Below are 21,189 nucleotides of genomic sequence, written 5' to 3' on the forward strand. Positions count from 1 at the left end.
TTTCCTTTTCAAAAAGTAGCTGCATCGTAATCTCCCGGTAACGCACTACCCGACCACCAGGCATCGCTGGTCCGGTAATTTCGCTGCATATAGTCGGCAATTTGACCAATACTATCCGGCATCAGGGCATCCGCGCCAGCAGCGGGTAGTGGCATACGGATCTTCCACAACCGACCACCTTCCAGTAAGGCAAACGCCTGTCCTTTCGGCAGGTTAATTACGTTTGCAGCGGTAATTAGCGGCGTACGCACTGTGCTCACCCTGTCCTGAGTGTTCGAGGTAAAATCGCTGCCCATTTCCGGGTTCGAGATATCGGTGACACCGGAAACCAGCGTTTTGGTATAGACCTCCACTTCCGGCAGTTGCTTCGTCATCAACTCTGCCGTTTCCGTATGCCGTACCCGCAGCATCACCAGGCTGTTAAAGTTCCCCACCACCTGCGCCGCTTTCGCGGCGTTGCCCAGCCGCGCTTCAATATCAGGCAAAGTCTGGGTATAGGCCGTCACCTCGATACCCGCCCCACCGCCCTTGTTAATGAGCGGGATAAATTCATCCCCCATCAGCTCGTTAAACTCGTCACAGTGCAGGCTGATCGGCGTCTTCTTACCCTCATCACTGGGCAGACCGTCATTCACGCCAAATTTGTAGATATGCCCCGCCACGGAGACCAGATCGGCAAACATCGAATTGCCCACCGCCGCCGCGACTTCCGGATCGGACAGCGCATCAAGACCGATATACACCACGCCCTTCTTACGGATCACCTGCTGCCAGTCGAAGATAGGACGGGGATCGGACATATCGGTGTAGTTTGGTGAGATCAGTTGCGCCGTCTTACCGGAGGTCAGTTTCTCCAGTAACGGCAACAAACTGGCGACAATCTTGTCATAATACTTCTGGTCGTAGCGTACCGACGACCGCAGGCCATCGAGCACCGGATCGTAAACTTTCTTCCCCTCGTCGCTGTTCAGCACCTGTTCAATCGCCACCACCCGTAGCGAACGCCCTTCCATATGCCGGGGGATATCGCGCTCATCCAGAATTTGCGCCAGATTCTCCACCTGTTGCCACAGTGCCGGAGTGTGCTTCACCATCCAGGTTTCCGCATAGGTCTCAAACAGATCGCCGATATTGTTAACGTAGCGCTGGATCAGGCCAAAGTCCGGGCGTTGCCCCAGTACAACCAGCGCCCGGGCAATAATATTGACGAAACGCCAGGCGAACTCTTTAAATGCGGCGCTGTTACCTTCACTACTGAGTTGACCAGCAACACGCGAAGCCACTTCCGAAATACGGCCAAAGCGCCCGACCGCGTTGTAACGGGCGCTGATATCCGGCCATCCCAGATGGAAAACATGAAATTCACCAGCACGGCCTGCTCGGTGTGACTCGGCATACATGCGCTTCAGTAGATCGGCATCGCCTTTCGGGTCGAAAACAATGGTGACGTTGCCACGTCGAATATCCTGGGTGATCAGCAGCTCGGCGAGGCGAGTTTTGCCGACGCGCGTAGTACCCAAAACCAGCATATGCCCGACACGCTCTCCCAGGCTCATTGAGACATTAACTTCATCAGGTTCGATGCCATGCAATGCGGGATGACCACCGACTGGCGGCAATGGCCGAACGGGATTCAACGCCGAATCACGGGCCAGCAGTTTACACAATGCGGGGAAGCGATGCTCATAGTGCTGCTCAAAACGGCGTGCTGCCTGATATAACGCAGGAGGATTGATGTAACCCGCCACCTCCGGACGCAGGGTATCGAGCAGACGTTGGGTGTGCTTTTGCTCCCACATAAACCCTTTACCCAGAAATAACCGCTGATTGCTCACCGGCACCTCACTACTTGTCACAACATAACGGGGCAAACGCCGGATATTACGCCGGTAACGTAATACCCGTAACCCCTGCTGAGTCCGTTTCACCGACAGCACGGCAAACCCTGCCGCCGTGACATAGCTGACTGAAGGTGCCAGCGCCACCGCCCACGGAGCCGTCACGCAGATATAGCTGGCGCAGGCGGCAACAATGGCGGTGTTCAGCTCCACCGCAGGCCGCAGCATAGCTTCAATAACATAGCGGTCGCTCATTTTTTCCTCCCGTCATGACCAGCAAGAAAAATTAGCCAAATCAGTAAATTCACCGCGACCAGGCCGATCAAAAGACTGATGTCATCCAGCGGTAATCCTGCCCTCATTGCTCCAGCCCCTTCTCGCTAATCAGTACCGGATAGTGAGAAATCCCCAGCCGAGCGGCCAGATCGCTACCGGAAACCGGAAGCAACTCCAGTCCGTTAGCCTGATGCTGCAAATCATCCCATGCCGCTTTGCTGGCGACATTCACCACATAGCCCACGGAATTAAGCTGAATAAGCCGATCGCGCCGCAAAGACAGCCAGCGCCGGGAAAGATCGTCGTCACCAATCAGGAAAATCGACCGCATTCCGGGCATAGAGAGAGAACGAGCTTCCAGCGGCCCGGGCGAAAGCTCCGGGGTACGAATGGGTAGTACCGATGCTTTGTCAGGTGTTGACAGTGTCAACACCTGCGAGGTGGATGGGGCTTCCTCCTGATTGTTAATACCGGCAAAGTATTCAGCCGTTGACTGTCCGCCCAGATCGGCGACAACGGTCAGCTCTGCCTGACTTATGCCCGGAAACAGCAGTGCGAGAACCAGCGGAAAACGCATCATCATTGTGTTCCTCCCTGATTGAATGCCAACGCCTGTACGGACGGCTGCAACGTGCCGAGGTGACGTGACACGATGGCCTTATAGGTTTGTGCAGGTTTGCCGCCTGCCGGATGGTGGTAGCACCCCGCAGCCGATATCCAGCTCCCGGGACTACGCTCATAACAGGCTCGCAAAATGCGAGCGGCTACGTGCAAATTGATATAGGGATCAAATGCTTCCCAAGTGGATGTGAAATAGTGGCCGTTCCAGCCCAGATTGACCTGCGCAATACCGACATCAATACGTTTGAGCGGATAGCGCCGCATAAAACCTAACAGCGCCTGGTATGCTTCGTTCCGGGAGGTGTAGCGATACCCCTTCCCGGCAACATTAATTGTCCACGGCCACGGACGTACGCCATGCACCAGTTTGCGGGATGTCTCCGTCAGCGCCACGCTGTACAGCGCTTCGGCGGGAACATTTTCCGCCTGTGCAACCCGGTGATATCCTTCCGGAACAGATTGCGCCGCCAGACATTCCGAAACGCCAATGAGCATCGCCAGACACATCAGTTTACGCGCTGCCATCCCTGCGCCCCCTGTTGCAATACAACCGGCATCAGCCCGTTGCCATATTTCAGCCACATGCCATTGTCATGGTTCAGCGTTACCTGGCGGGATTTCACCTTTTCAGCAGGGATATTGTGTTTCTTCGCCCAGTTTCGGACCGCCTCATCCTTACCACCGCTGCCAACCAGATAGATATCCAGCGGCTGGTTCGATTTCATTAATTGGGTCAGCTTGCGATCGCAGGCCGGGCAGTTATCTTTCACAAACAGCGCCTGACGGGCGTTACTGACTTCACTCCTCAGATCCTGAACGGGCAGAACGCCGGGATAGACCCGCATCCACGCACTGTTCACTTCTCGCTGAAATGCCAGCTCCGCTTCAACCCGCTGAAATTCCTGCTTCACCGTCAGCTCGGCAAAATGACGGCGTTCTTCATCACTACGCGCCTCGATGCCCAGCATCGTCAGGGGATCTAACCCCGGAGACAGCACGCCGCGCCGTCCTTTTTTCAGCGTCTCATAACGCTGCCACTCTTCCGCTGTCAGCCCCCACTCCTGTGCACTCCGCGTCATTTGTTGCTGTTCCAGCGTCTGTAACAAGGTATCCACCGTCTGGCTGTTTCCCTGAATCACTGGCGATACGGCAAACGCGACTGTTGACACTGTCAACACTCCTGACAGCAGCACAACATTAAACTTTTTCATCCCGACCTCCTTATCGCACCGTCAACGTCTGGTTTTTCCCCGCCACGCGAAACTGGGCCTGCTGCCCTGAGATCGCCAGCAGCGTCCAGCCCTGACGGGTTTCACCCGGTTCCATTAACGTTATTTCTGTCAGTTGCGTTGCCGATTGCGGCGCTATCGCGGCAAAGGCGATCCCTCCCCGCCGTTCGATACCGGTGAGGACGAAGGGTGCAGTAACTGGCCGCTGTGCTTTCTGTGTGGGCTTCTTCTTTACTACCACCGCGCCAGACGTTACGGCAGGAACAACGGCAGCGACGCTGGCCGGACGCTGATTCAAAACACGAACCTGCTCCTGAAGAGAAGACAGCCCGGTTTTAAGGGCGGCAACCGAAGCAGCCTGCTCACTCTGTTGCTTATCCAGCGCATCAACCTTCTGCTGCAAAGCAGCAAGCGCCGGTTTGTCAGCCATCCCTCCCAGTTGCATTCGTGACTCTTCAAAATGCTGTTGCAGCGTTGTTAGCTGTGCCTGGAGTGGCGCTATATCCGGGCTACCCTGCAACGCAGTTTTAAGCTGGCTGACCTCGGCGGAAAGCACCTGGACGGACTTCAGGCTGATAAATGTGGTTCCGCCTAATGCAAACAAAACCAGCCCGCCTAAACCGTAACGGACTATCGCCCAGAGTTTGCTGCGTGCTGGTCTGACAGACTCTTTCATTTCCGGTATCTCCATGAAACTCGCGGACTCGTTCATTTCAGCATCCTCTGCGAAGCCGGAGCAGTGATGTTGACGGGTTGAGCGGGTAGCGGCACAGAGACCGAAGTGGCCGACGTTTTCACCGCTTCCGGCGGCAAACGATAGCCATCGCGTAATGAATGGCAGACGATCCGTTGTACAGAATCAACCTCAAGCTGCCAGGCCGATCCGGCCAGGATTTGTAACGCCTGACTCAGGCGCATTGGCCCCAGTTGATAATGCACAGCGGGCAATATCTGGTTGTACAGCACCCGGTTCGCCGGTGTCGTACTGCATAACGAGTACCCGGACTGGCGCAGGGCATAGCGCATGGCATCCGCCACGGTCGGCGATAATGATGCGGGAATACGGATATCTATGGTTTGCTCTAGCGGCGCACGTTGCGCAGCGCTCGGGGAAGTATCGATCAGCAGGTAGCGGTCATAGCGGACAACTTCTGGCGCGGCACCATACACATCCAATCGGGCTGGCTGGACGTTGCCATTCAGTGCCGTTGGATGAGGTTGCGTATCAGGTTGCTGGAGCTTTTGTGTACAACCGGCCAGGAGACTGGCAGTCAGACAGACAGCCATTGGGATATGAAAATTCATGCAGGTTCCTTAGTCAGACAAAAGAGGCCCAACTTTGCGAAACCAGCAGTATGTCCTCAATGAACAACTGTTTTTTCCGCGCAAAAAAAACGCCAGAAAAATCTGGCGCTAATGCAACTCACAAGGAGGGTTATAACGTGGGGATTAGCTTCTTTCTATTATCAATATGCGGAGTCGGCAGACTCAGGCTTTTCAGCTTTATAAACCATATTTTGCCCCACTTTGATAAAACTGATTTTAATCAGTCTGGCCCGCAGTGACGCTCTTGATTCACCCGCATGATTACCTTTGGTCAAAGTAAACACATCGGCAGTCAGGTTACTGAGCTTAAAACCGATAAGTACCTTTTTCTCTTCATTCACCGCATTCTGGCAGCGTCTGATTAAAGAAGTGGTCTGTTTACCCGATACAGTGACATCAAAACGCGTGTATTCAGGTTTTTCAGTTGAGCCATGTAACGCGTTAATCGTACAGCTCAGAAATGAACCCGTAGCGGTATTAATTTCGCGAATATTGCTCAGGTAACCCAGCCCATCAATATGTAAATTAAAGTAGCTGGATTGTGGTTTGGATTGTACCGGTGCCGGAGCTGCTGATTGAGCTGGAGTTGCTGATTCAGCAGGAACGGGAGCCGGGGCTTGCTTGTTGGCGCTGCCTTTTTTGGGTTTAGCGGTAGTGGTTTTAGATGCTGTAGACATGATGTTTCTCCTGGAAAAATTCGATAAACGGAGAAACATCCCAGCCGGGTGTTTTCCCGCTGGGGTGTCAGGCCTCGAAGCGACGCTGACGATCTGTGGTTGAAGTATACCTTTATCGCCATTGCGATCCCTGCTTTCAAAGGTTAAGCAAGGTTACCGCCCGAAGGCATCGTCTCTCAGGTCACGACAATTTTGGCTGGCAATCACCCGAAGGCGTCCCTCTCAGATTGCCGGGACATTGGCTGTTGTCGAAGACAACGGGGTAAGAGAGGACATTGTTTTATGAGTACATACAGAAATCAACGCAATAATTATTTTTGATAGAAAAAATTTGGATTTAATCGCAGGTAAGGAAGTGATGAAAACGTCAGGGGGTGCTTATAAACAAATAACATTGATATTCTGCATCAACCCAAAATAGCCATTCATATAAGGTTGTCTCTCAAGAGCGAAAAACAGAAGTACAGTAAATTAAGGAAGAGTAGTATTCACTGCGATTATAAAACCTTTCCATTTGATAATATCAAAACTGTGCAAAAATGAACTAATGCATCCGCTCTCCTTCCATAAACCCACAAAACCAAAACATCTCCATACTGATTTTGGCCGGATGCAGAGATAAAAACATGAACCAGGTCACTCTTGGGTAGCCTCTCGTATAACAGAGCCTCGTGTTAAGTATTCACCGCCTAGAAGGGTGTAACGGTATGCTTGTAGATGGTCATCACGCAGAGGAAAAATTCTCATAGATGATTCCGTTATTTGACGATCTAAAAGCAGGCCGCAAGATTTCAAAAATGATAACGCGTTATCAATTTTTGAATATCCAATACCAATTCTTTCGTAAATAGTTGCATACGACACCTCAGTAAAGCAATCAGAATTAGAACGTGCATATAACAAATATAAATATAGTCGTAATGCGTTTAATTCATAGTCATAGCGATTTCTAAAAGATGAAAAAATAAAAACATTTCCATTGTCATCAATTAGAGGTTTCACCGGTATTTTTGTCCACCCCTTATATGCTGTGTTGGATTTGAGAGAGTAAAATTTTTTCCTATCTCCGGTAATTAAAATCAGGTTATAAGCACATAATTGTTTCAAACCTCGACTAACGAGGGTACGGCTAAGTCCAGCCATTTCTGTCAATTCATCGTAACTCAAGCTAACAGCACCTTTGTTTCCATGTGTTCGTATTTTGATGGCAAACACAATATACAGCTTCATTGCCGCTATATCAGAGGATGGCCGTTTATCATTAAGGTTTTTTAAACCTGAATATCGCATAAAGAATGCAGGTAACGCAGCCCAGTGATAAATCATCTCATAGCATCCTGAACAATATTACGCAGATAAGCATGATGCTCATTGCCAACAGTAGCAATGTAAGCTGGGGTGCATTAGCTGCAAGCAAACGTACCAGTAAAAGCAATTTATCTGTGCTCATATAACATCCTCCGTTTAAGTTGGGATGAGTATGCCCAGCAGAAGCGAGGTAAACAAGCCACCAATATATAGTCTTTCTAGAAAACACCGATTATAAAAATTCATCTATCATACTGATATTAATGGTTTTAATATTTAAATTATAGTCCATGGCAATACCATTACAGTACACAGCATCGAACAAAAAACAAACAAATTGGCAAATTAGATATGAGTTTGTTTGTGGAGTTCAAACAAAAAAGGCCCGATCCCATCCTGGTATCGAGCCTCTGAACCTGTACCATGGGTTCATCGTCTATGTCACTTCTCCGGGCCAGAGCCTTTTTTGGCCGACGTGTAATCTCACGGAGGGTCACGCCTTACAACCTCATCCAGGTAACAAAATGGGTTGCCATACTGTCCAATCGTCCGCCTGTAGGTACGAAAAATCGGATTACCGCAGTCGCGGGGTACTTCAAAGCCATCAGCAAAATAGCAAATTCACGCCACGCTTCCAACCAAAAACATAAAGTCAGTCAGACACTTTTCTTTGCCGGACTTTTCCGCCGACGACCAAGCTTCTTCGCCCCGACATTCACAATCCCGTTGCAGTCAGGGTAGTTGACACATCCCCAGAATGCGCCTGATTTCCCCGTACGCTGCCGCGTTATCCCACCGCAGATCGGGCACGGCGGAGAAGGCGGTAACGTGATCTTAACGGTCTGCTGCTGCCCCTTTGCCACCAGTTGCATTGTCCAGGCTGACTGTTTCGCCATAAAGTCATCCAGCGACATTCTACCTTCAGCGATATCATCCAGCGATTGCTCCCACAGCGCCGTCATACCCGGATCTTTGAGCTGTGCCGGTAACACCGCCATCAGGTCAGCAGCTATAGGCGTCGCCAACAGATACTTGCCTTTCTTCACCACAAAAGCGCGCTTCAGCAACGTTTCAATCACGCCTGCCCGGGTCGCCTCAGTTCCTAGCCCCGCATTCTCTTTAAGGATCTTTTTAAGACGCGGATCGGTAACGAATTGCGCCGCATTCTTCATCGCAGCAATCAATGTCCCTTCCGTATAATGCTCCGGTGGTTTTGTTTGCTGCGCCTTAGCTTCCGCTCCGATGACCTGGCACACACTCCCTTTAGCCATTGCAGGTAACCGGGCTTTGTCACCGGCATCGCCTGCATCCTCTTCAGCATCCTTACCAAACAAACTCTTCCAGCCAGCAACGACCACAACCTTACCGCTGGCCTTAAATAACTGCCCACCACAATGCAGCGAAACCCGCGTGGCATCTACTTCATGGTTCGGCAGGAATTGGGCCAGATAATGCAGCCGGACAAGCTGGTAAACGTTGCGCTCCTGCTCACTCATTTTTGCCAGATCACAGGGCTGCTTTGTGGGGATAATACCGTGGTGCGCGGTGATCTTTTTGTCATTCCAGATGCGGGAAACATACTGCATATCAAGCCGCGAGATGAGCGCAGATAAAGCAGGATCGCTTTGCTGTATGGCGGCCATCACCTGCCCGATCTCACCACGCATGGATGTCGGCAGATAGCCGCAGTCGGTGCGAGGGTACGACGTCGCTTTATGGGTTTCATACAAAGCCTGCGCAATATCCAGCACTTGCTGGGCACCATAGCCAAAACGGCGGGAACAGGCTTGTTGTAGCGTACCAAGATCAAACGCCAGCGGAGCGGATTCTGTTTCCCTTTTGGTCTCAATCTCTGCCACCGTCGCCTGTCCGGTTTTCTGGCAAAGCTGAACCACCTGCTGCGCAGCCGTTGGGTTAATACAGCGTTTTTCCTCATCACAATACGCCGCTGCTGGCACCCACTGCGCCTGAAATGCAATCCCTCCCGCCGCCAGCTGCACCACGACATTCCAGTAGGGCTTCGGGACAAACTGCGCAATATCACGATCGCGTTCCACGATCAGGTTAAGTGTCGGCGTCTGCACTCGCCCCACGGATAAAACGCTGCCGTAGCCATTCTCCCGGGCCTTGACCGAATATAACCGCGTCATATTCATACCGATTTGCCAGTCAGCCCGGGCGCGGCCAAGACCGGCTAAATAGTAGGGTAAAGTCTCACTTCCGGGCTTTATCGCCGCCAGAGCAGCGCGAACGCTGGCCTCATCCAGTGCCGAGAGCCATAACCGCTCAACCTTTCCCTGATAGTGGCAATAATCGAGGATTTCACGGGCAATTACCTCTCCTTCCCGATCCGCATCGGTGGCAATCACTACCGCATCAGCCTGCTTCAGCAGTTTCTGGATGACGGAGAACTGAGCCGCTGCATCCGGTTTAACCTGCATTTGCCACGTTGTCGGCAATACCGGCAGAACGTCAGTACGCCAGGGAACGCCGAATTGTTCACCGTAGGCATCCGGGCTGGCCTGTTCCAGTAGGTGACCAAAACCCCAGGTGACACATACGCCGTTTCCGGTCTGATAACCCGGCATTTTCTTTGTCGCACCCAGCACGGCGGCAATATCCCGTCCCTGACTGGGCTTCTCACAGAGAAAGAGCTTCATCGAATCGTCCCTTCCGCCACGCTCTTCATATTCTCAAACAGCTTGCTGGTATAAACCGCCGTGGCATGAGAGGCCAGCCCGGAACGAAAGGTGATGTACATGCGGCTACCTGAACCGTTTTTCTCCAGCTCGACCTGAACGCTGTCGTTGGTATTCTCGCTTCCCCAGTCACGCCCCATTTTGTAGTAGCTACCGGGTTGCCCATCCCATACCCATGCCCCATCGGCTACTGAAGCGGCTGTCCACCCTCCACTTTGTGTACCGTTGTTACGTAGCTGCGCTACTTCTTCCGCCGAGATAAAGCGGTAGTAGCGTTTTACCCGCGCAGCTGCCGTATCAACATCAACGGGAACACGGTATTCCTGCGCTATTTTGTGGCTGGCCTGCGGTGCGCCTTTCGACAACACCACCGGACCACTGTCTGCCGGTGCGGAACCGACTGAGAAGATCCCACCGCTAATCTGGTTTATCGCACTGTTGACACTGTCAACACTCGCACACCCACTCAGGCAGGTACTCAGGACGAACAATCCGGTAAAAGCGGTTTTATTGCTGATCATCCTGCACCTCCTGCTTTGCTATTTTCTCTTTGCGTGACTGGCGTTTGAAGGCGGCTTTCAGCGCCTTGATACTTTCGGCGCTTACTAGCGGAGAAAAGCGGGAACGGCGGGTTCCCAGCAGGATCGCTCTGTCTGGTTCCCCAAATTGTTCGATAGCCTGTCGGGCAACATCATTGTTTGAAGCTATATCCTGGCGGGTAACGGGATGAGAACGGTAACGCATGGCTACAGAGAAGATACGACGAATTTGATGGCTGCCGCGATGTAACCAGGCTTTGCGCTCTTTCAGCGACATCAGACCGTAGTGATGTGCCTGGAAGACGCGCAGAATAAGCTGATCGAATCCAACAAGGAGATAAACGCAGCGGTATCCCAGAGGAGTATGGCTGTGAACGCCAATATTTAGCGGCGCGGTAGAGGCGACTCCGGAAACAGAAGCGTTAGCAGGCAGCATCGCCATCAGGGCATCGATATCGTTCAGCCATTTCTGAAGCTGTTGGCTGGCCGTTTCCAGCAGTGTTTCCACTTCGACCAGAGCAGCATCCGCCCACGGATTATCGGCCAGTGAATCACGGTTAATCCGGGAAATGAGCCGGAAAAACAGCGGCATTCCGATGAGTGATGGCTTCCCATCCGAGGCAGGCCGCCCACTCCAGGTGTTAATGGCGTATTGGGTATGCAGCTCGATGCGCAGCTCAGAATGCAGCGCACCGGCTTTCTTGTCTAACTTATCTGACATGATCATCCATCCGTATAAGGGGCACGAAATGGAAATAGTCAGGGATTATCGAAATCCATCACAATAAGAAACTATAAACAAAAAATAACTAATTTTTTTCCAACTAAAATCAGTAACAGTAAAGTTTACAGCGGTGTAATTTTCACCTGTTATAGTTAAAATGAATTTTCCCTTTATGATGCTGTGTTAACATTTCATTATTATCCCAAGTTGGCAATCCATTTACAAGCACCCCCTCAACAGGAATATTAGAATAGAAGTTCTCTACAATAAACCGCATAAACATTCTTATGCACAATGGTGTTTTAACAGGGATTCTACAATCCTCATGACTAATATGTAAATGCACATCTGGATGAGCGTCCTTCTGTTCATCCGGCATAACGGAGAAATCAAAACGAAGTGGACTTCGATTAAATATCCCTTTTAAGTTGATTGGATAACTAGCATTAGGGTTCGTGATGTGTTCCTCCAAAACATCACAACTCTCTACCAAAAGAGTCTGCAGCCTCATAATAATATCATCAATATCCTCTACACCGGAAACATCAATTGGAGATGGATACCAACATAATCTATGCCCTGTAACCTCATTTCTATCGAGTGTATAGGAAAGTTGCAATAATGAACCATCAAATAGTACAAGGGTATACTGAGAGCATGATAAAAGTGTAATATACTCAGCCAGACTTGAAAATTCATTATCCTTGAAAACGATATTTTCACTATCCCAACTAATTAAAACCTTACCGCCTTTCATTTGACGAACACAAGACCGATTCGACCCAAGAGTTAAACCTGCCTTATCCCACTCAAAGCATAGTTTATTCAAATGACCGACCATTGCCTCAGGCCTAATTATCATTTTCACTCTCCAAAAAGGCTTCTGATATCATCAGGAACATCATCAATTGCCAACTCGCCACTTTCTAACATTTTCTTTATTCTTTTTATCTGTTCGAAACCTGTAATCAGCTCATTACGCTGCTCTTCACTTTTATCCCCATATGTATTATCCATTGCATCCATATTCTCGGAGCTTGGATAATTGAACGACAATCGATAGTTATTACTGACAACATTATTATACTCATCAATCAGTATATCCATACCATCCCCTACTCCACAAATACGTAGCCATGCTTTAGTTCTTGTGATTGCTGTAAAAAGGGAGTTTCTCTTTTTACCTAACTCATACCCCCCTTGATAATATTGAGAATTCATCACGTACACCATGGCTGCCTCATTTCCCTTAGCTCGATGAATATGAGTAATAGCAATAGAGTTATCTTTAAAAATAACATCTCTGCTAGTATCTTTTCCAACAATATGACAATTGATATTTAATTTTCTTAGTTCATAAGTTAGATATGCTGCTTGTCTGGCCATTGTGTATGGCACTGGAAATACAACCAATATATCACTTGCCTCAAGCTCTTGATTTTCAATGTTTTCCTTTATCTGGTTTGCAACCCATGCGGCTTGATCTTCATTGGTGTTATATTTGTTAACTATAATTGCATTATCAGGTTCTATTAAATCATAAAAGAAATCAGGTGTTCTATCCCTTGCCCTTTGTAAGGTAACTCCTGACCCAAGCTTTAGTGTCCCACCAACTGTCTCAAATCCAATATTATTCCAAAATGAAGGTTCTCTGAACATCTTCACCAAACCATCTTGTCGATAAATACCTAAACCAAAAGCCAGCGCTAAAGTGAGCGTCCAAGGTGGATTTCGATAACAAATGGGCAATAAAACATCTTGTTGAGGTTTATCTTTTTCATTTTGTAATGTAACAAGAGGAATCGAGTTTGCGTCAGTACCAAACAATTTTTCAGGGGGTAACATCTTATACTCCCCCAAATTTTGCAATTCATCATACGCCCAAACGATTTTGATAGGTTCTTTAGTAAACTTATAAACCAACTTGAAAAATTCTTCAGGAAAATCTTGAGCCTCATCTATTAGAATATAATCATAAATTGGCTCAACATGTTGATTAGAGATGAAATCTAATAACTCTTTACAGATTCCTTTAAATGCGTCATCTCTACCAAATTTTGCTTCGGCAGCAGACCAACTCATTGGATTATAACCTAAATGTTTACATATTTCAGAATATACTCCTTGCTCAGCCCCTCCCCAAGAATGCTGTATAGTTAGAAAAGAATAATCAGGCTCGTCTTTTTTATGATCAAAATAAAATTTTTCAATTAATCGCTTAAACTGCTGATAAAGAGTTCTACTTTGGAAAGTTACAACTATTCGTTTATCTTCTTCAAATGCATGCAGATAAGCAGCCTTCATTGCCAAAATAATAGTTTTCCCAGAACCTGCAAGTCCTCTAATTCTTTGAGGTTTATCAGGGCTTTCAATTGCAGCTTTTTTTTGCCATGAATCAAGATTAGCAATTTCCTTTTCAATTTTTTTCATTACCCCGCCATAAGAATCATCACGTGTAACGTTAGTCCTTTTCTTTGCCGGTTTTAAAACATCAGTTTTTTGAATCGTAGCATTTATTTGTTTAAAAATACCATCTGGGATTTTTTCAAAAGAAGATATTTTCTTTACTAAGTTACTAATTGTTGAAAATGAATCATCAGACTCATCATTATCCCTAATAGAGATCACCCTTATTTTAAAGGCAAGCTCCCTCCTATTCAATAACTCCTTCTGTGATAGGAATTTTTGGAAAACGCCACGATATAATTCATCTTGATAATTAAAAATAGAATCAATATCAGCTTCACTGAAGTTTGTTAAATCAAAAATAACCACCCCATGCTGGAGAGTAATAAGCATTGCATCTGTTAGCATTGCTTCATTACCAGAATCAAACATTGGGTAACCGATATAAAGAGTTCCTTCCACTTCAAGTTCTGAAAGGCATTCGACTAATTCATCAACAGCAACAGGATTGCTTTTCTTACCAAAAACTATATCTAACATAATAGCCTCTACATGAAATCAAGCCACAAACATAAAATCGGACATACCATATGTACCCGTGTTACTGGCACGTAGCTATATAATTTTTAAATGAATTACCAATCAACTCAACAATTTTCTTCCATAGATATGCCACCTCCACGCGACAAATAGACCTTACTGAATCAGTTTTCGGCTCAAAAGTTATCGCCAAATGGTATAAGTGAGGTGCAATTGTGTCTCCCTTACTCACCAATTTTGCAGCAACCATCCCGTGAAACATCAGCAATAACTCGCCAAAAGGTTGAGGCCAGCGTCAAAGAGATGTTTTTCGTTCTTGACCTTCACATCATCGTCATTTAGTAAAGCATTTATCTTTAAATAGCGCAGTTTCTTAGCGAACTTTTAACCGCCATTATCATCCATTCCTTCATTACTTCCACTCCAACAGTGTTGACACTGTCAACATAGCTCACTTTATGACCTGAAATAATTTCCCCTGATCTCAGCCATCACACCAGACACAAACTCTCTGCGAGCACGTTTGACCTCTGTTTTTCCACCGAGTGGTGGCGTACTAACCGTTTTTTGCTTTACAGGCGGATACACAGCCCCTACGTCACCAGTGTTAAACTGCCCTTCCCTCGCCCGTTTCAGGTTTGCCAGCAGATACGCCGTGACGTTCCTGACCTCTGTCGCTTTCATGCGGCCAGCCAGATCGTCCAGAATCCGCTGTCCCAGCCCGTCAGGCAGCGCGTTAAGCTGCTGCTCCAGCATATCCCGGTCAGGCGTGTTCAGCCGTTCGATAATCGCTGTCGGCCATGACAACCGACTTTCGCCCCCTACGTACGTATCTTTTACACTCTGTGTAAAACTACGTACGTAACGGTTCGATTTTCGAACTAAGCCGCCATCCTTTGATTTCCGGCTTAGTTCGGAATCCGAACCCGGTAAAATATCCCCCTTCAGACAGCTAAGTTCGGATTCCGAACTCTGTGATTTTTGACCTGGTTCGGTTTCAGAACCGGGGGTTTTCTTCTGCCGTAACGACACCATTTCCTGCGGAGTTTGTGGGGCAGATAACCGGGCTTCGATCAGCGCAACGCGTGAGTGCCGGTGGCGCATACGGGTATCGGATTTGATTTCATGCAAAACGGCCAGCGCTGTCAGGCGTATTGTTTTATTGGTGTGTCGGCAGGCATCAGCAACGGCATCAAGCCAGCCAGGATCGAAGTATTCCGCGTCAAACAGTCCCAGCGGCTCGTCGTGCTGAGCATAGATATTGCCGCGAATGCGTCCGGATTTATCCCTGACACGCTTGCAGAGACTCAGCCACCCGGTAAGGCGTAGCATTAACAGCGCCCGGCTGACCGTCTCCCGGGAGGCCTTATCCGAATGGGGAAGTGCCAGCTGACACTGCAATTCGTCATAGGTCGGAAAAACAGCGCCCTCATTCTGCTGGGCATACAGCCGGATCATCACCCACGCCATCTTATCCAACGGCGATAACCGGCTATCCAGAAATAAACGCCGGGGAACGGCGTCATGCACGTTCCCCAAAAAAAGCAATCCGCTCTGCTCATTACTCTGCTCACCGGACTGCGCCTTTTGCTCAATCCGGTTGTGCATCTTCGCCAGCGTACGCTGGATAACATCATCGACGGGAATAACGGCCATCAGGCGGCACTCCATCCTTTGGTTAGCGTCCAGACTGAAGTTAACGAAATGTCCTGCTGCTCGGCGATTAACATCATGGCCTCCAGTGCATCCAGCGATTCCAGGTTATCAACGTTCGATGCCTTCCACTGCTGCCACACCGCCAGCTCCTGTTCTTCTGTCGGGATCTGGCTGCGCCCCTGCCGGGTTACAACACCGACCAGGCGTCGCCGGGAACTGACCTCCGTCGCCGTCAGACCGAAAAAACACTGCATCAGCTCGATAGAGCCGCCCAGCGTTAACGCCCTGTCGATCCGTTGCGTCCGGGTCTGCTCACGACGGGCCTGCGCCAGCATGGTATTCAGGTTGGTGTGGTTGATGCGGAAGGTCAGAAGCGATACCTGTGTATTCACCAGATAATGCAGATCCTCGACGGTCAGGCTGTTTAGTTCCTGGATCTCTTCCAGCGTTAACCCCATCGCCTCACAACGGCGGATATTGCCCGACTTCAGTTCCATAACTATCTGCGTTAACAGTGCATTCATCGCGCACTCCCTCCATAAATAATCGCAATATCAACAGCCCATGCCAGAAAACAAAGCAGAATGACGATCCATGATGTGGCTTCAGCTTTCATCGTATCCTCCATATCCAACACGCCGCCGGAACTCAGCAATGGTCTGGCATTCAACGCACAGCCTGACGCCCGGAACAGCTCTGCGACGGGCCTCCGGGATCTCATGTCCGCAGAGTTCGCATTCAGCAGACGATATCGCCGGTGATATCAATGAAGAGCGAATCCGCTCGACCTGGCTATCGACCATCAGTTGGGTCACTTCCTGCGCCTCATCAACCCAGTCAGCTTTCATGCTGCACCCTCCCCGAATGTCTGGCGTTGCAGCTCTCGCAACCGGCGCACTACCCTGATTAAACGCAGGAATTTCACCGCATACATATCATCAAATAATGGAGCATCTAACGGGCCAGAACTGGATGCACCGATAAGAAACCCGGTTAATATCGATATAGGCATATCCGTCGCCTCACCGCACAACGTAGCCAGAGGTTCGCCATCTGGGTTTGATGAGAGGGAATAACCCGCACCCAGGAGAGATTTATTTTCCTGAACAGCATCTTCAATCCCCATCACCTCCGCCAGTTCGAACGCCAGGCGAAACGCGATGTCCTGTAGATGTTCAACATCATCCTGTAACGCCGGGATATGCCAGATGTCAGTTACCGGCTCCAGCCCACTTGCGGCAAAAGTAATGGTGTTTGCTGGCGGTTCCTGAAGCTTGCCATCACCAGGCTCTGGAGCAACGCCCGGAAGAGCGTCGGGTAATTCAGATGTCGAATCTCCGGGTATATTCCCATCATAAAAATCCAACTGCTCTTCATCGGGCGGTCGATCAATATGAGCGGAGGAACTACCTCCAGTAGTGGCGGGCTTTTTTCCCGTTGATCCGGAGTCGATGGTGACAGAGGGTGGCTCCGCAGCCGGTGGTGGTGAAGGCTCATCATGGGTTTTGTCTGCATCCAGAACATGCTGGGGAAGCGGCTCCGGCGCTCCAAACAGTTTGCGCCGGTTCTGTTCCTGCGGATCAAGCTCAATCAGCCAGCTATCGTAGGTCAGTTGCGGATCGGGCATTGCCTTCAGCAGGGCCGCAATCAGCTCTTCTTTAAAGATGTCGGCTGAGTAGTGATCCGGGTCATCAAAAGCTCGACAAACACCGCCAAAGACATCATTAAATTCCTGTTCCGGAGGTAACGCGACATTCTGGCTGAAGGCTTGCCAGGCTTTTTCCGCCGCTGTTCGCAGCGCGATAAGCTGGGTGATCTGAGGCCGCCCCATACCTGAATTAAGCAAGTTGGGCATCCATGGCCAAAGGTGTTCGATTGTCGCCATCATGCGACTGATATTCGAATGGTGAACCGGATAACCGGCCTCTTTCAGCAGATCGGCCAGCTCACGCTGACTCACTTCTCGCCCCAGTTGTTCCTCGTATATAGCTCGCGCCTTCTCGATGCCAAAAGCTTTATCAATAAATGACAGCTCACCACGCACATCATTCTCGGCCAGATGGCCGATAACGCACTGCAAACGTCCGGGCCACGGTTTCACGATGCACTGAACACGGCGAAAACGCTCATCGCCAGTCTCTGCATACAGTTCCGTCAGGATGGAATAGCGAGTGTTGCCACCGTCGCTGAAGATATAAACATCTTCGGGGCTTTCCGGATCTCTGGTGACTTTTGGCACCGAATCCAGCCCCCGGGCGCGGATCGACGCTTTGATATCTTCATACTTCGGGTTACGGGAAGTTCGGGGGTTATCCGGATTAGGCCGCAGTTGCTCCAGTGTCAGCACCATTGGCATTTCATTTACCGGCAACAACACGGCAGAGTTTTCAGTGTTCGGAGTACGACCCCGCTGGAGTAGCTTTTCACCCAGTTGGCTGGATTTCTTAGAAGTCATAGCGACCTCCTGTAAAATCCTCGAAACGGGTAATCTCCGCCTGATACTTCACTTTTACGGTGCCAATCGGACCGTTACGCTGCTTGCCAAGAATAATTTCGGCCACACCCGGCTCATGCGTATCGGCGTCATACACTTCGTCCCGGTAAACAAACATAATCAGATCGGCATCCTGCTCCAGCGCTCCGGAATCGCGCAGGTCACCATTATTCGGACGCTTATCCGCCCGGCTTTCCAGTGAGCGGTTAAGCTGTGACAGCGCTACTACCGGACAACCAATTTCTTTCGCCAGCGCTTTGAGTGAGCGGGATATTTCCGCGATCTCCTGCGTCCGGTTCTCTTGTCCTGGACAGCGCATCAGTTGCAGATAGTCCAGCAGGATCAGGGATGGGTGACCGTATTTACGGATATTTTTTCTCACCCGGGAACGCAGGAGCGCCGGTGTCATATAGCTGGAATCATCAATTACCAGCCTGCCTTTCCAGTCTTCAAGCAGGACTTTCATTGCTGCGCTGACCCGCGCCCAGTCTTCATCCTGCATATCGCCATTGCGCAGGTGTTGCAGAGGCACACGCCCCAGCATGGCGGTAAAGCGCATCAACAACTGCTCAGTAGGCATTTCCAGGCTATAGACCTGCACCGCCATATCCTGACGCTCATTCAATGCGCCTTCGCAGAACGCCAGTCCCAGCGCCGTTTTCCCCATCGATGGGCGACCAGCCAGTAGTATCAGGTCACTGGATTGAAAACCACTGGTCATACTATTCAGTTGAGTAAAGCCGGTAGGTGTGCCGGTAATGAGATCTTCACTACCGCAACGTTGCTCTAATCGGTTGAGGAAGACTTCCAGTGAAACAGGTAAATCAACGTCACCATCCGGGGATTGCTGTTCGGCAATGGCAAAGATACGGCGCTCAGCTTCATCCAGTAATACCATCAGGTCACTTCTGGCATCACTGGCCTGCCCGACCAGATCGTGCCCCAGTTCCAGCAACTGGCGCTTCTGGCCGTAGCTGGCAACATACTCTGCATAAGCCACAATATTGGCCGCACTGGGCGTATTTTTGGAGAGTTCGGCGAGATAGGCAAAGCCACCGCACTGTTCCAGAGTGCCCTGCTGCTCCATTGATTCGGCCAGGGTGATCAGGTCGATAGGCTTGTTCTGGAGTAGCAGCGTCTGCATTGCAGAGAAAATTACGCTATGCGGTCGCGAATAAAAGCGGTCAGCAGAGACAATCGTCGCAATATCATCCCAGCGATCGTTATCGAGCATCAGACCGCCAAGGACGGCTTGCTCGGCGCTGATTGAATGCGGAGGCAATATCTGTTCGGCGTTATTCATGCTGGCCTCCGGCACTACGACATTCGACCAGAGCTTTATTCAAACGGGCCAGCCAGGATGGGGAGACAAGAAACAGCGGCCAGCCATCACGTTCGACATCAAGATAAACCGCAGAACCAGCGGAATAACCGACCTCAAAGAAACGCCAGTCACGGGGGGAATCAATCTCCATATCCATGCTGAGATCAACAAGCTGGTTATCCGGCATCAGACCCCATACTTCGAGCTGGAATTCACTGCAATCCCACATCGCCTCCAGTAGACCAGGGATTTTTTCCAGAGCGTCAGAATAGGTTTTGGCTTCAAAAAAGACCCATTGCTCATCAACTTTTACCCGATCATCGCGAGCTACGAGACTGTAATTTGCACGATAAAGTCTCATTACTTGTCCCCCTTCGGCTGGTTTTGCAGTACCGCATCAAAGCGGTCGCGCCATTCAGGGAACAATTCACAGGCCAGATCGTGCATGGTTTGCGCAGCTGGCAGACTCTTACGGTCAGTATGGTATTCAAGGCGGTGAGCGGGTTGCCCCCGCGTATGGCCCAGTTTGTAGACTTCAAGATCGTAGATTTGGGTTTCGAGCAGAGTGACTGGCGGAATATCCGCTTTGCTATACGTTCCATCAGCAATAATCGTGGTTAACGCACTCAGCGCTTCTTCGGCCAGCAGGGTGTAATCCATGCAGTTGACCAGAACTTTCATCGGCGGCAGCGTGAGACCAAACCCACGATAAGGAAGAAGTTCCTCCATCAGGGTTACAGTTCCCCGCAGGAACTCGCGGACATCCGGCACCACGGGCTTCACCATCGCGACTGCCGTATGCGACGTTGCCAGCAGCACCAGTTCCAGCATGATGGAACGAGCGCCCTGTGAATCGATGATGATCACATCGTAAGCAGCAAACAGCGGATGCTGAAGCAAGTTGCGCAAGCGAATACGACCATCCGCCGCGTGCATCATGGCCGTCTTGAGTTGTTCATGGGGATCATTAGAGATAATCAGGTCAAGATTATCGATGCTGGTCTGGGAAATCAGTTGCTCAGGACGGTTGAGATCCACGGTCTGCATCAGCATCTCATAAAGACCGCACGGCGCTTCATAGCGTAATGAGTAGTAACTGGAGGCGGTAGGCTGGGCGTAGTCGCCATCAATCAGGAGGGTTTTGAGACCGGCGTCGGCACAGAAGCCAGCCAGGTTAGCGGAGTGAGTGGATTTACCTTCACCGCCTTTGGTAGAAATTACTGAAATTACATGCATATAAGTCACCTGTGTACGCTTTACAGGTAACAAACGTTCTATGCGTGTTTAAATCAGGGATTGAAAATCCCCGTGTCCTTGGTTCGATTCCGAGTCCGGGCACCACTATTCAGAGAACCCAGCCTATGGCTGGGTTTTTGCTTTTCCGCGAGCGGACTCTCCATCGAACTCCGTTCGATTATTCGCCGCACGGCGGCTCACCCCTTCGGGGCCAGCGCGACAAGCGCGCTGTTCAACGCCTCTGGCGTTAGTCCGAGTCCGGGCACCACTATTCAGAGAACCCAGCCTATGGCTGG

At 50.0% G+C, this 21,189-nt stretch carries 20 protein-coding genes; all 20 read right to left on the reverse strand.

The annotated features are described in order from the left end of the window. Positions 1 to 8: 8 nt before the first annotated feature. Positions 9 to 2,093 carry a type IV conjugative transfer system coupling protein TraD gene (gene traD / locus KO1_RS16035; protein ID WP_064407026.1) on the reverse strand — a complete coding sequence of 695 codons (2,085 nt, stop codon included), beginning with the start codon at positions 2,091 to 2,093 and terminating at the stop codon, positions 9 to 11. Between the two features lie 103 nt (positions 2,094 to 2,196). Continuing rightward, on the reverse strand, positions 2,197 to 2,697 hold the full coding sequence (locus tag KO1_RS16040) for an integrating conjugative element protein (protein ID WP_064407027.1): 501 nt from the start codon (positions 2,695 to 2,697) through the stop codon (positions 2,197 to 2,199). Further along, positions 2,694 to 3,242, reverse strand: a complete 549-nt coding sequence (locus tag KO1_RS16045; protein ID WP_406565086.1) for a transglycosylase SLT domain-containing protein — start codon at positions 3,240 to 3,242, stop codon at positions 2,694 to 2,696. The genes KO1_RS16040 and KO1_RS16045 overlap by 4 nt, the downstream gene beginning before the upstream one ends. Continuing rightward, positions 3,242 to 3,841, reverse strand: coding sequence for a TIGR03759 family integrating conjugative element protein (locus tag KO1_RS16050; protein ID WP_406565087.1), 600 nt, complete (start codon positions 3,839 to 3,841; stop codon positions 3,242 to 3,244). Before KO1_RS16050 ends, KO1_RS16045 begins: the two co-directional genes overlap by 1 nt. 115 nt (positions 3,842 to 3,956) lie before the next feature. After that, positions 3,957 to 4,676 carry a hypothetical protein gene (locus KO1_RS16055; protein ID WP_064407030.1) on the reverse strand — a complete coding sequence of 240 codons (720 nt, stop codon included), beginning with the start codon at positions 4,674 to 4,676 and terminating at the stop codon, positions 3,957 to 3,959. Continuing rightward, on the reverse strand, positions 4,673 to 5,269 hold the full coding sequence (gene pilL2, locus KO1_RS16060) for a PFGI-1 class ICE element type IV pilus protein PilL2 (RefSeq protein WP_064407031.1): 597 nt from the start codon (positions 5,267 to 5,269) through the stop codon (positions 4,673 to 4,675). Before pilL2 ends, KO1_RS16055 begins: the two co-directional genes overlap by 4 nt. 161 nt (positions 5,270 to 5,430) lie before the next feature. Beyond that, positions 5,431 to 5,967, reverse strand: coding sequence for an STY4534 family ICE replication protein (locus KO1_RS16065; RefSeq protein ID WP_073971816.1), 537 nt, complete (start codon positions 5,965 to 5,967; stop codon positions 5,431 to 5,433). Between the two features lie 636 nt (positions 5,968 to 6,603). After that, a complete protein-coding gene (locus KO1_RS28220; RefSeq protein ID WP_126468327.1) occupies positions 6,604 to 7,293 on the reverse strand; it encodes a hypothetical protein in 690 nt (229 codons plus the stop codon). 638 nt (positions 7,294 to 7,931) lie between these two features. Then, positions 7,932 to 9,935 carry a DNA topoisomerase III gene (locus KO1_RS16070; RefSeq protein WP_064407032.1) on the reverse strand — a complete coding sequence of 668 codons (2,004 nt, stop codon included), beginning with the start codon at positions 9,933 to 9,935 and terminating at the stop codon, positions 7,932 to 7,934. Beyond that, the gene (locus KO1_RS16075) at positions 9,932 to 10,495 is read right to left on the reverse strand and encodes a hypothetical protein (protein WP_064407033.1); all 564 of its coding nucleotides are present in this window, start codon (positions 10,493 to 10,495) and stop codon (positions 9,932 to 9,934) included. The genes KO1_RS16070 and KO1_RS16075 overlap by 4 nt, the downstream gene beginning before the upstream one ends. Beyond that, a complete protein-coding gene (locus KO1_RS16080) occupies positions 10,482 to 11,234 on the reverse strand; it encodes a PFL_4669 family integrating conjugative element protein (RefSeq protein ID WP_064407034.1) in 753 nt (250 codons plus the stop codon). Before KO1_RS16080 ends, KO1_RS16075 begins: the two co-directional genes overlap by 14 nt. 142 nt (positions 11,235 to 11,376) lie before the next feature. After that, positions 11,377 to 12,099, reverse strand: coding sequence for a DUF2290 domain-containing protein (locus KO1_RS16085; protein WP_064407035.1), 723 nt, complete (start codon positions 12,097 to 12,099; stop codon positions 11,377 to 11,379). Between the two features lie 2 nt (positions 12,100 to 12,101). Continuing rightward, entirely contained in the window at positions 12,102 to 14,183 is a 2,082-nt protein-coding gene (locus tag KO1_RS16090) for a DEAD/DEAH box helicase (RefSeq protein ID WP_064407036.1), read from the reverse strand. Between the two features lie 456 nt (positions 14,184 to 14,639). Further along, positions 14,640 to 15,839, reverse strand: a complete 1,200-nt coding sequence (locus KO1_RS16095; protein ID WP_064407037.1) for an STY4528 family pathogenicity island replication protein — start codon at positions 15,837 to 15,839, stop codon at positions 14,640 to 14,642. Next, on the reverse strand, positions 15,839 to 16,363 hold the full coding sequence (locus KO1_RS16100; protein WP_064407038.1) for a DUF2857 domain-containing protein: 525 nt from the start codon (positions 16,361 to 16,363) through the stop codon (positions 15,839 to 15,841). The genes KO1_RS16095 and KO1_RS16100 overlap by 1 nt, the downstream gene beginning before the upstream one ends. An 81-nt stretch (positions 16,364 to 16,444) precedes the next feature. After that, positions 16,445 to 16,687: a TraR/DksA C4-type zinc finger protein gene (locus KO1_RS16105; protein ID WP_000642590.1), complete on the reverse strand. Its 243-nt coding sequence runs from the start codon at positions 16,685 to 16,687 to the stop codon at positions 16,445 to 16,447. Then, positions 16,684 to 18,294, reverse strand: a complete 1,611-nt coding sequence (locus KO1_RS16110; protein WP_064407039.1) for a ParB family protein — start codon at positions 18,292 to 18,294, stop codon at positions 16,684 to 16,686. The genes KO1_RS16105 and KO1_RS16110 overlap by 4 nt, the downstream gene beginning before the upstream one ends. Beyond that, entirely contained in the window at positions 18,284 to 19,636 is a 1,353-nt protein-coding gene (dnaB-PI, locus tag KO1_RS16115) for an SPI-7-type island replicative DNA helicase (RefSeq protein WP_064407040.1), read from the reverse strand. The genes KO1_RS16110 and dnaB-PI overlap by 11 nt, the downstream gene beginning before the upstream one ends. Next, positions 19,629 to 20,018, reverse strand: a complete 390-nt coding sequence (locus tag KO1_RS16120; RefSeq protein WP_064407041.1) for a hypothetical protein — start codon at positions 20,016 to 20,018, stop codon at positions 19,629 to 19,631. The genes dnaB-PI and KO1_RS16120 overlap by 8 nt, the downstream gene beginning before the upstream one ends. Then, on the reverse strand, positions 20,018 to 20,893 hold the full coding sequence (locus tag KO1_RS16125) for a ParA family protein (protein ID WP_064407042.1): 876 nt from the start codon (positions 20,891 to 20,893) through the stop codon (positions 20,018 to 20,020). The genes KO1_RS16120 and KO1_RS16125 overlap by 1 nt, the downstream gene beginning before the upstream one ends. Positions 20,894 to 21,189: the final 296 nt, after the last annotated feature.

The sequence above is a fragment of the Klebsiella oxytoca NBRC 105695 genome (assembly GCF_001598695.1).
Classification (GTDB): domain Bacteria; phylum Pseudomonadota; class Gammaproteobacteria; order Enterobacterales; family Enterobacteriaceae; genus Klebsiella; species Klebsiella oxytoca.

What these genes read in the sequence shown, in the direction of transcription:
- KO1_RS16105 (WP_000642590.1), bottom strand. Translation starts at nt 16,687, where the DNA reads ATGAAAGCTGACTGGGTTGATGAGGCGCAGGAAGTGACCCAACTGATG.
- KO1_RS16095 (WP_064407037.1), bottom strand. Translation starts at nt 15,839, where the DNA reads ATGGCCGTTATTCCCGTCGATGATGTTATCCAGCGTACGCTGGCGAAG.
- KO1_RS16085 (WP_064407035.1), bottom strand. Translation starts at nt 12,099, where the DNA reads ATGATAATTAGGCCTGAGGCAATGGTCGGTCATTTGAATAAACTATGC.
- KO1_RS16100 (WP_064407038.1), bottom strand. Translation starts at nt 16,363, where the DNA reads ATGAATGCACTGTTAACGCAGATAGTTATGGAACTGAAGTCGGGCAAT.
- KO1_RS16125 (WP_064407042.1), bottom strand. Translation starts at nt 20,893, where the DNA reads ATGCATGTAATTTCAGTAATTTCTACCAAAGGCGGTGAAGGTAAATCC.
- pilL2 (WP_064407031.1), bottom strand. Translation starts at nt 5,269, where the DNA reads ATGAATTTTCATATCCCAATGGCTGTCTGTCTGACTGCCAGTCTCCTG.
- KO1_RS16045 (WP_406565086.1), bottom strand. Translation starts at nt 3,242, where the DNA reads ATGTGTCTGGCGATGCTCATTGGCGTTTCGGAATGTCTGGCGGCGCAA.
- dnaB-PI (WP_064407040.1), bottom strand. Translation starts at nt 19,636, where the DNA reads ATGAATAACGCCGAACAGATATTGCCTCCGCATTCAATCAGCGCCGAG.
- KO1_RS16080 (WP_064407034.1), bottom strand. Translation starts at nt 11,234, where the DNA reads ATGTCAGATAAGTTAGACAAGAAAGCCGGTGCGCTGCATTCTGAGCTG.
- KO1_RS16075 (WP_064407033.1), bottom strand. Translation starts at nt 10,495, where the DNA reads ATGATCAGCAATAAAACCGCTTTTACCGGATTGTTCGTCCTGAGTACC.
- KO1_RS16090 (WP_064407036.1), bottom strand. Translation starts at nt 14,183, where the DNA reads ATGTTAGATATAGTTTTTGGTAAGAAAAGCAATCCTGTTGCTGTTGAT.
- KO1_RS16110 (WP_064407039.1), bottom strand. Translation starts at nt 18,294, where the DNA reads ATGACTTCTAAGAAATCCAGCCAACTGGGTGAAAAGCTACTCCAGCGG.
- KO1_RS28220 (WP_126468327.1), bottom strand. Translation starts at nt 7,293, where the DNA reads ATGATTTATCACTGGGCTGCGTTACCTGCATTCTTTATGCGATATTCA.
- KO1_RS16055 (WP_064407030.1), bottom strand. Translation starts at nt 4,676, where the DNA reads ATGAACGAGTCCGCGAGTTTCATGGAGATACCGGAAATGAAAGAGTCT.
- KO1_RS16065 (WP_073971816.1), bottom strand. Translation starts at nt 5,967, where the DNA reads ATGTCTACAGCATCTAAAACCACTACCGCTAAACCCAAAAAAGGCAGC.
- KO1_RS16070 (WP_064407032.1), bottom strand. Translation starts at nt 9,935, where the DNA reads ATGAAGCTCTTTCTCTGTGAGAAGCCCAGTCAGGGACGGGATATTGCC.
- KO1_RS16040 (WP_064407027.1), bottom strand. Translation starts at nt 2,697, where the DNA reads ATGATGATGCGTTTTCCGCTGGTTCTCGCACTGCTGTTTCCGGGCATA.
- KO1_RS16120 (WP_064407041.1), bottom strand. Translation starts at nt 20,018, where the DNA reads ATGAGACTTTATCGTGCAAATTACAGTCTCGTAGCTCGCGATGATCGG.
- traD (WP_064407026.1), bottom strand. Translation starts at nt 2,093, where the DNA reads ATGAGCGACCGCTATGTTATTGAAGCTATGCTGCGGCCTGCGGTGGAG.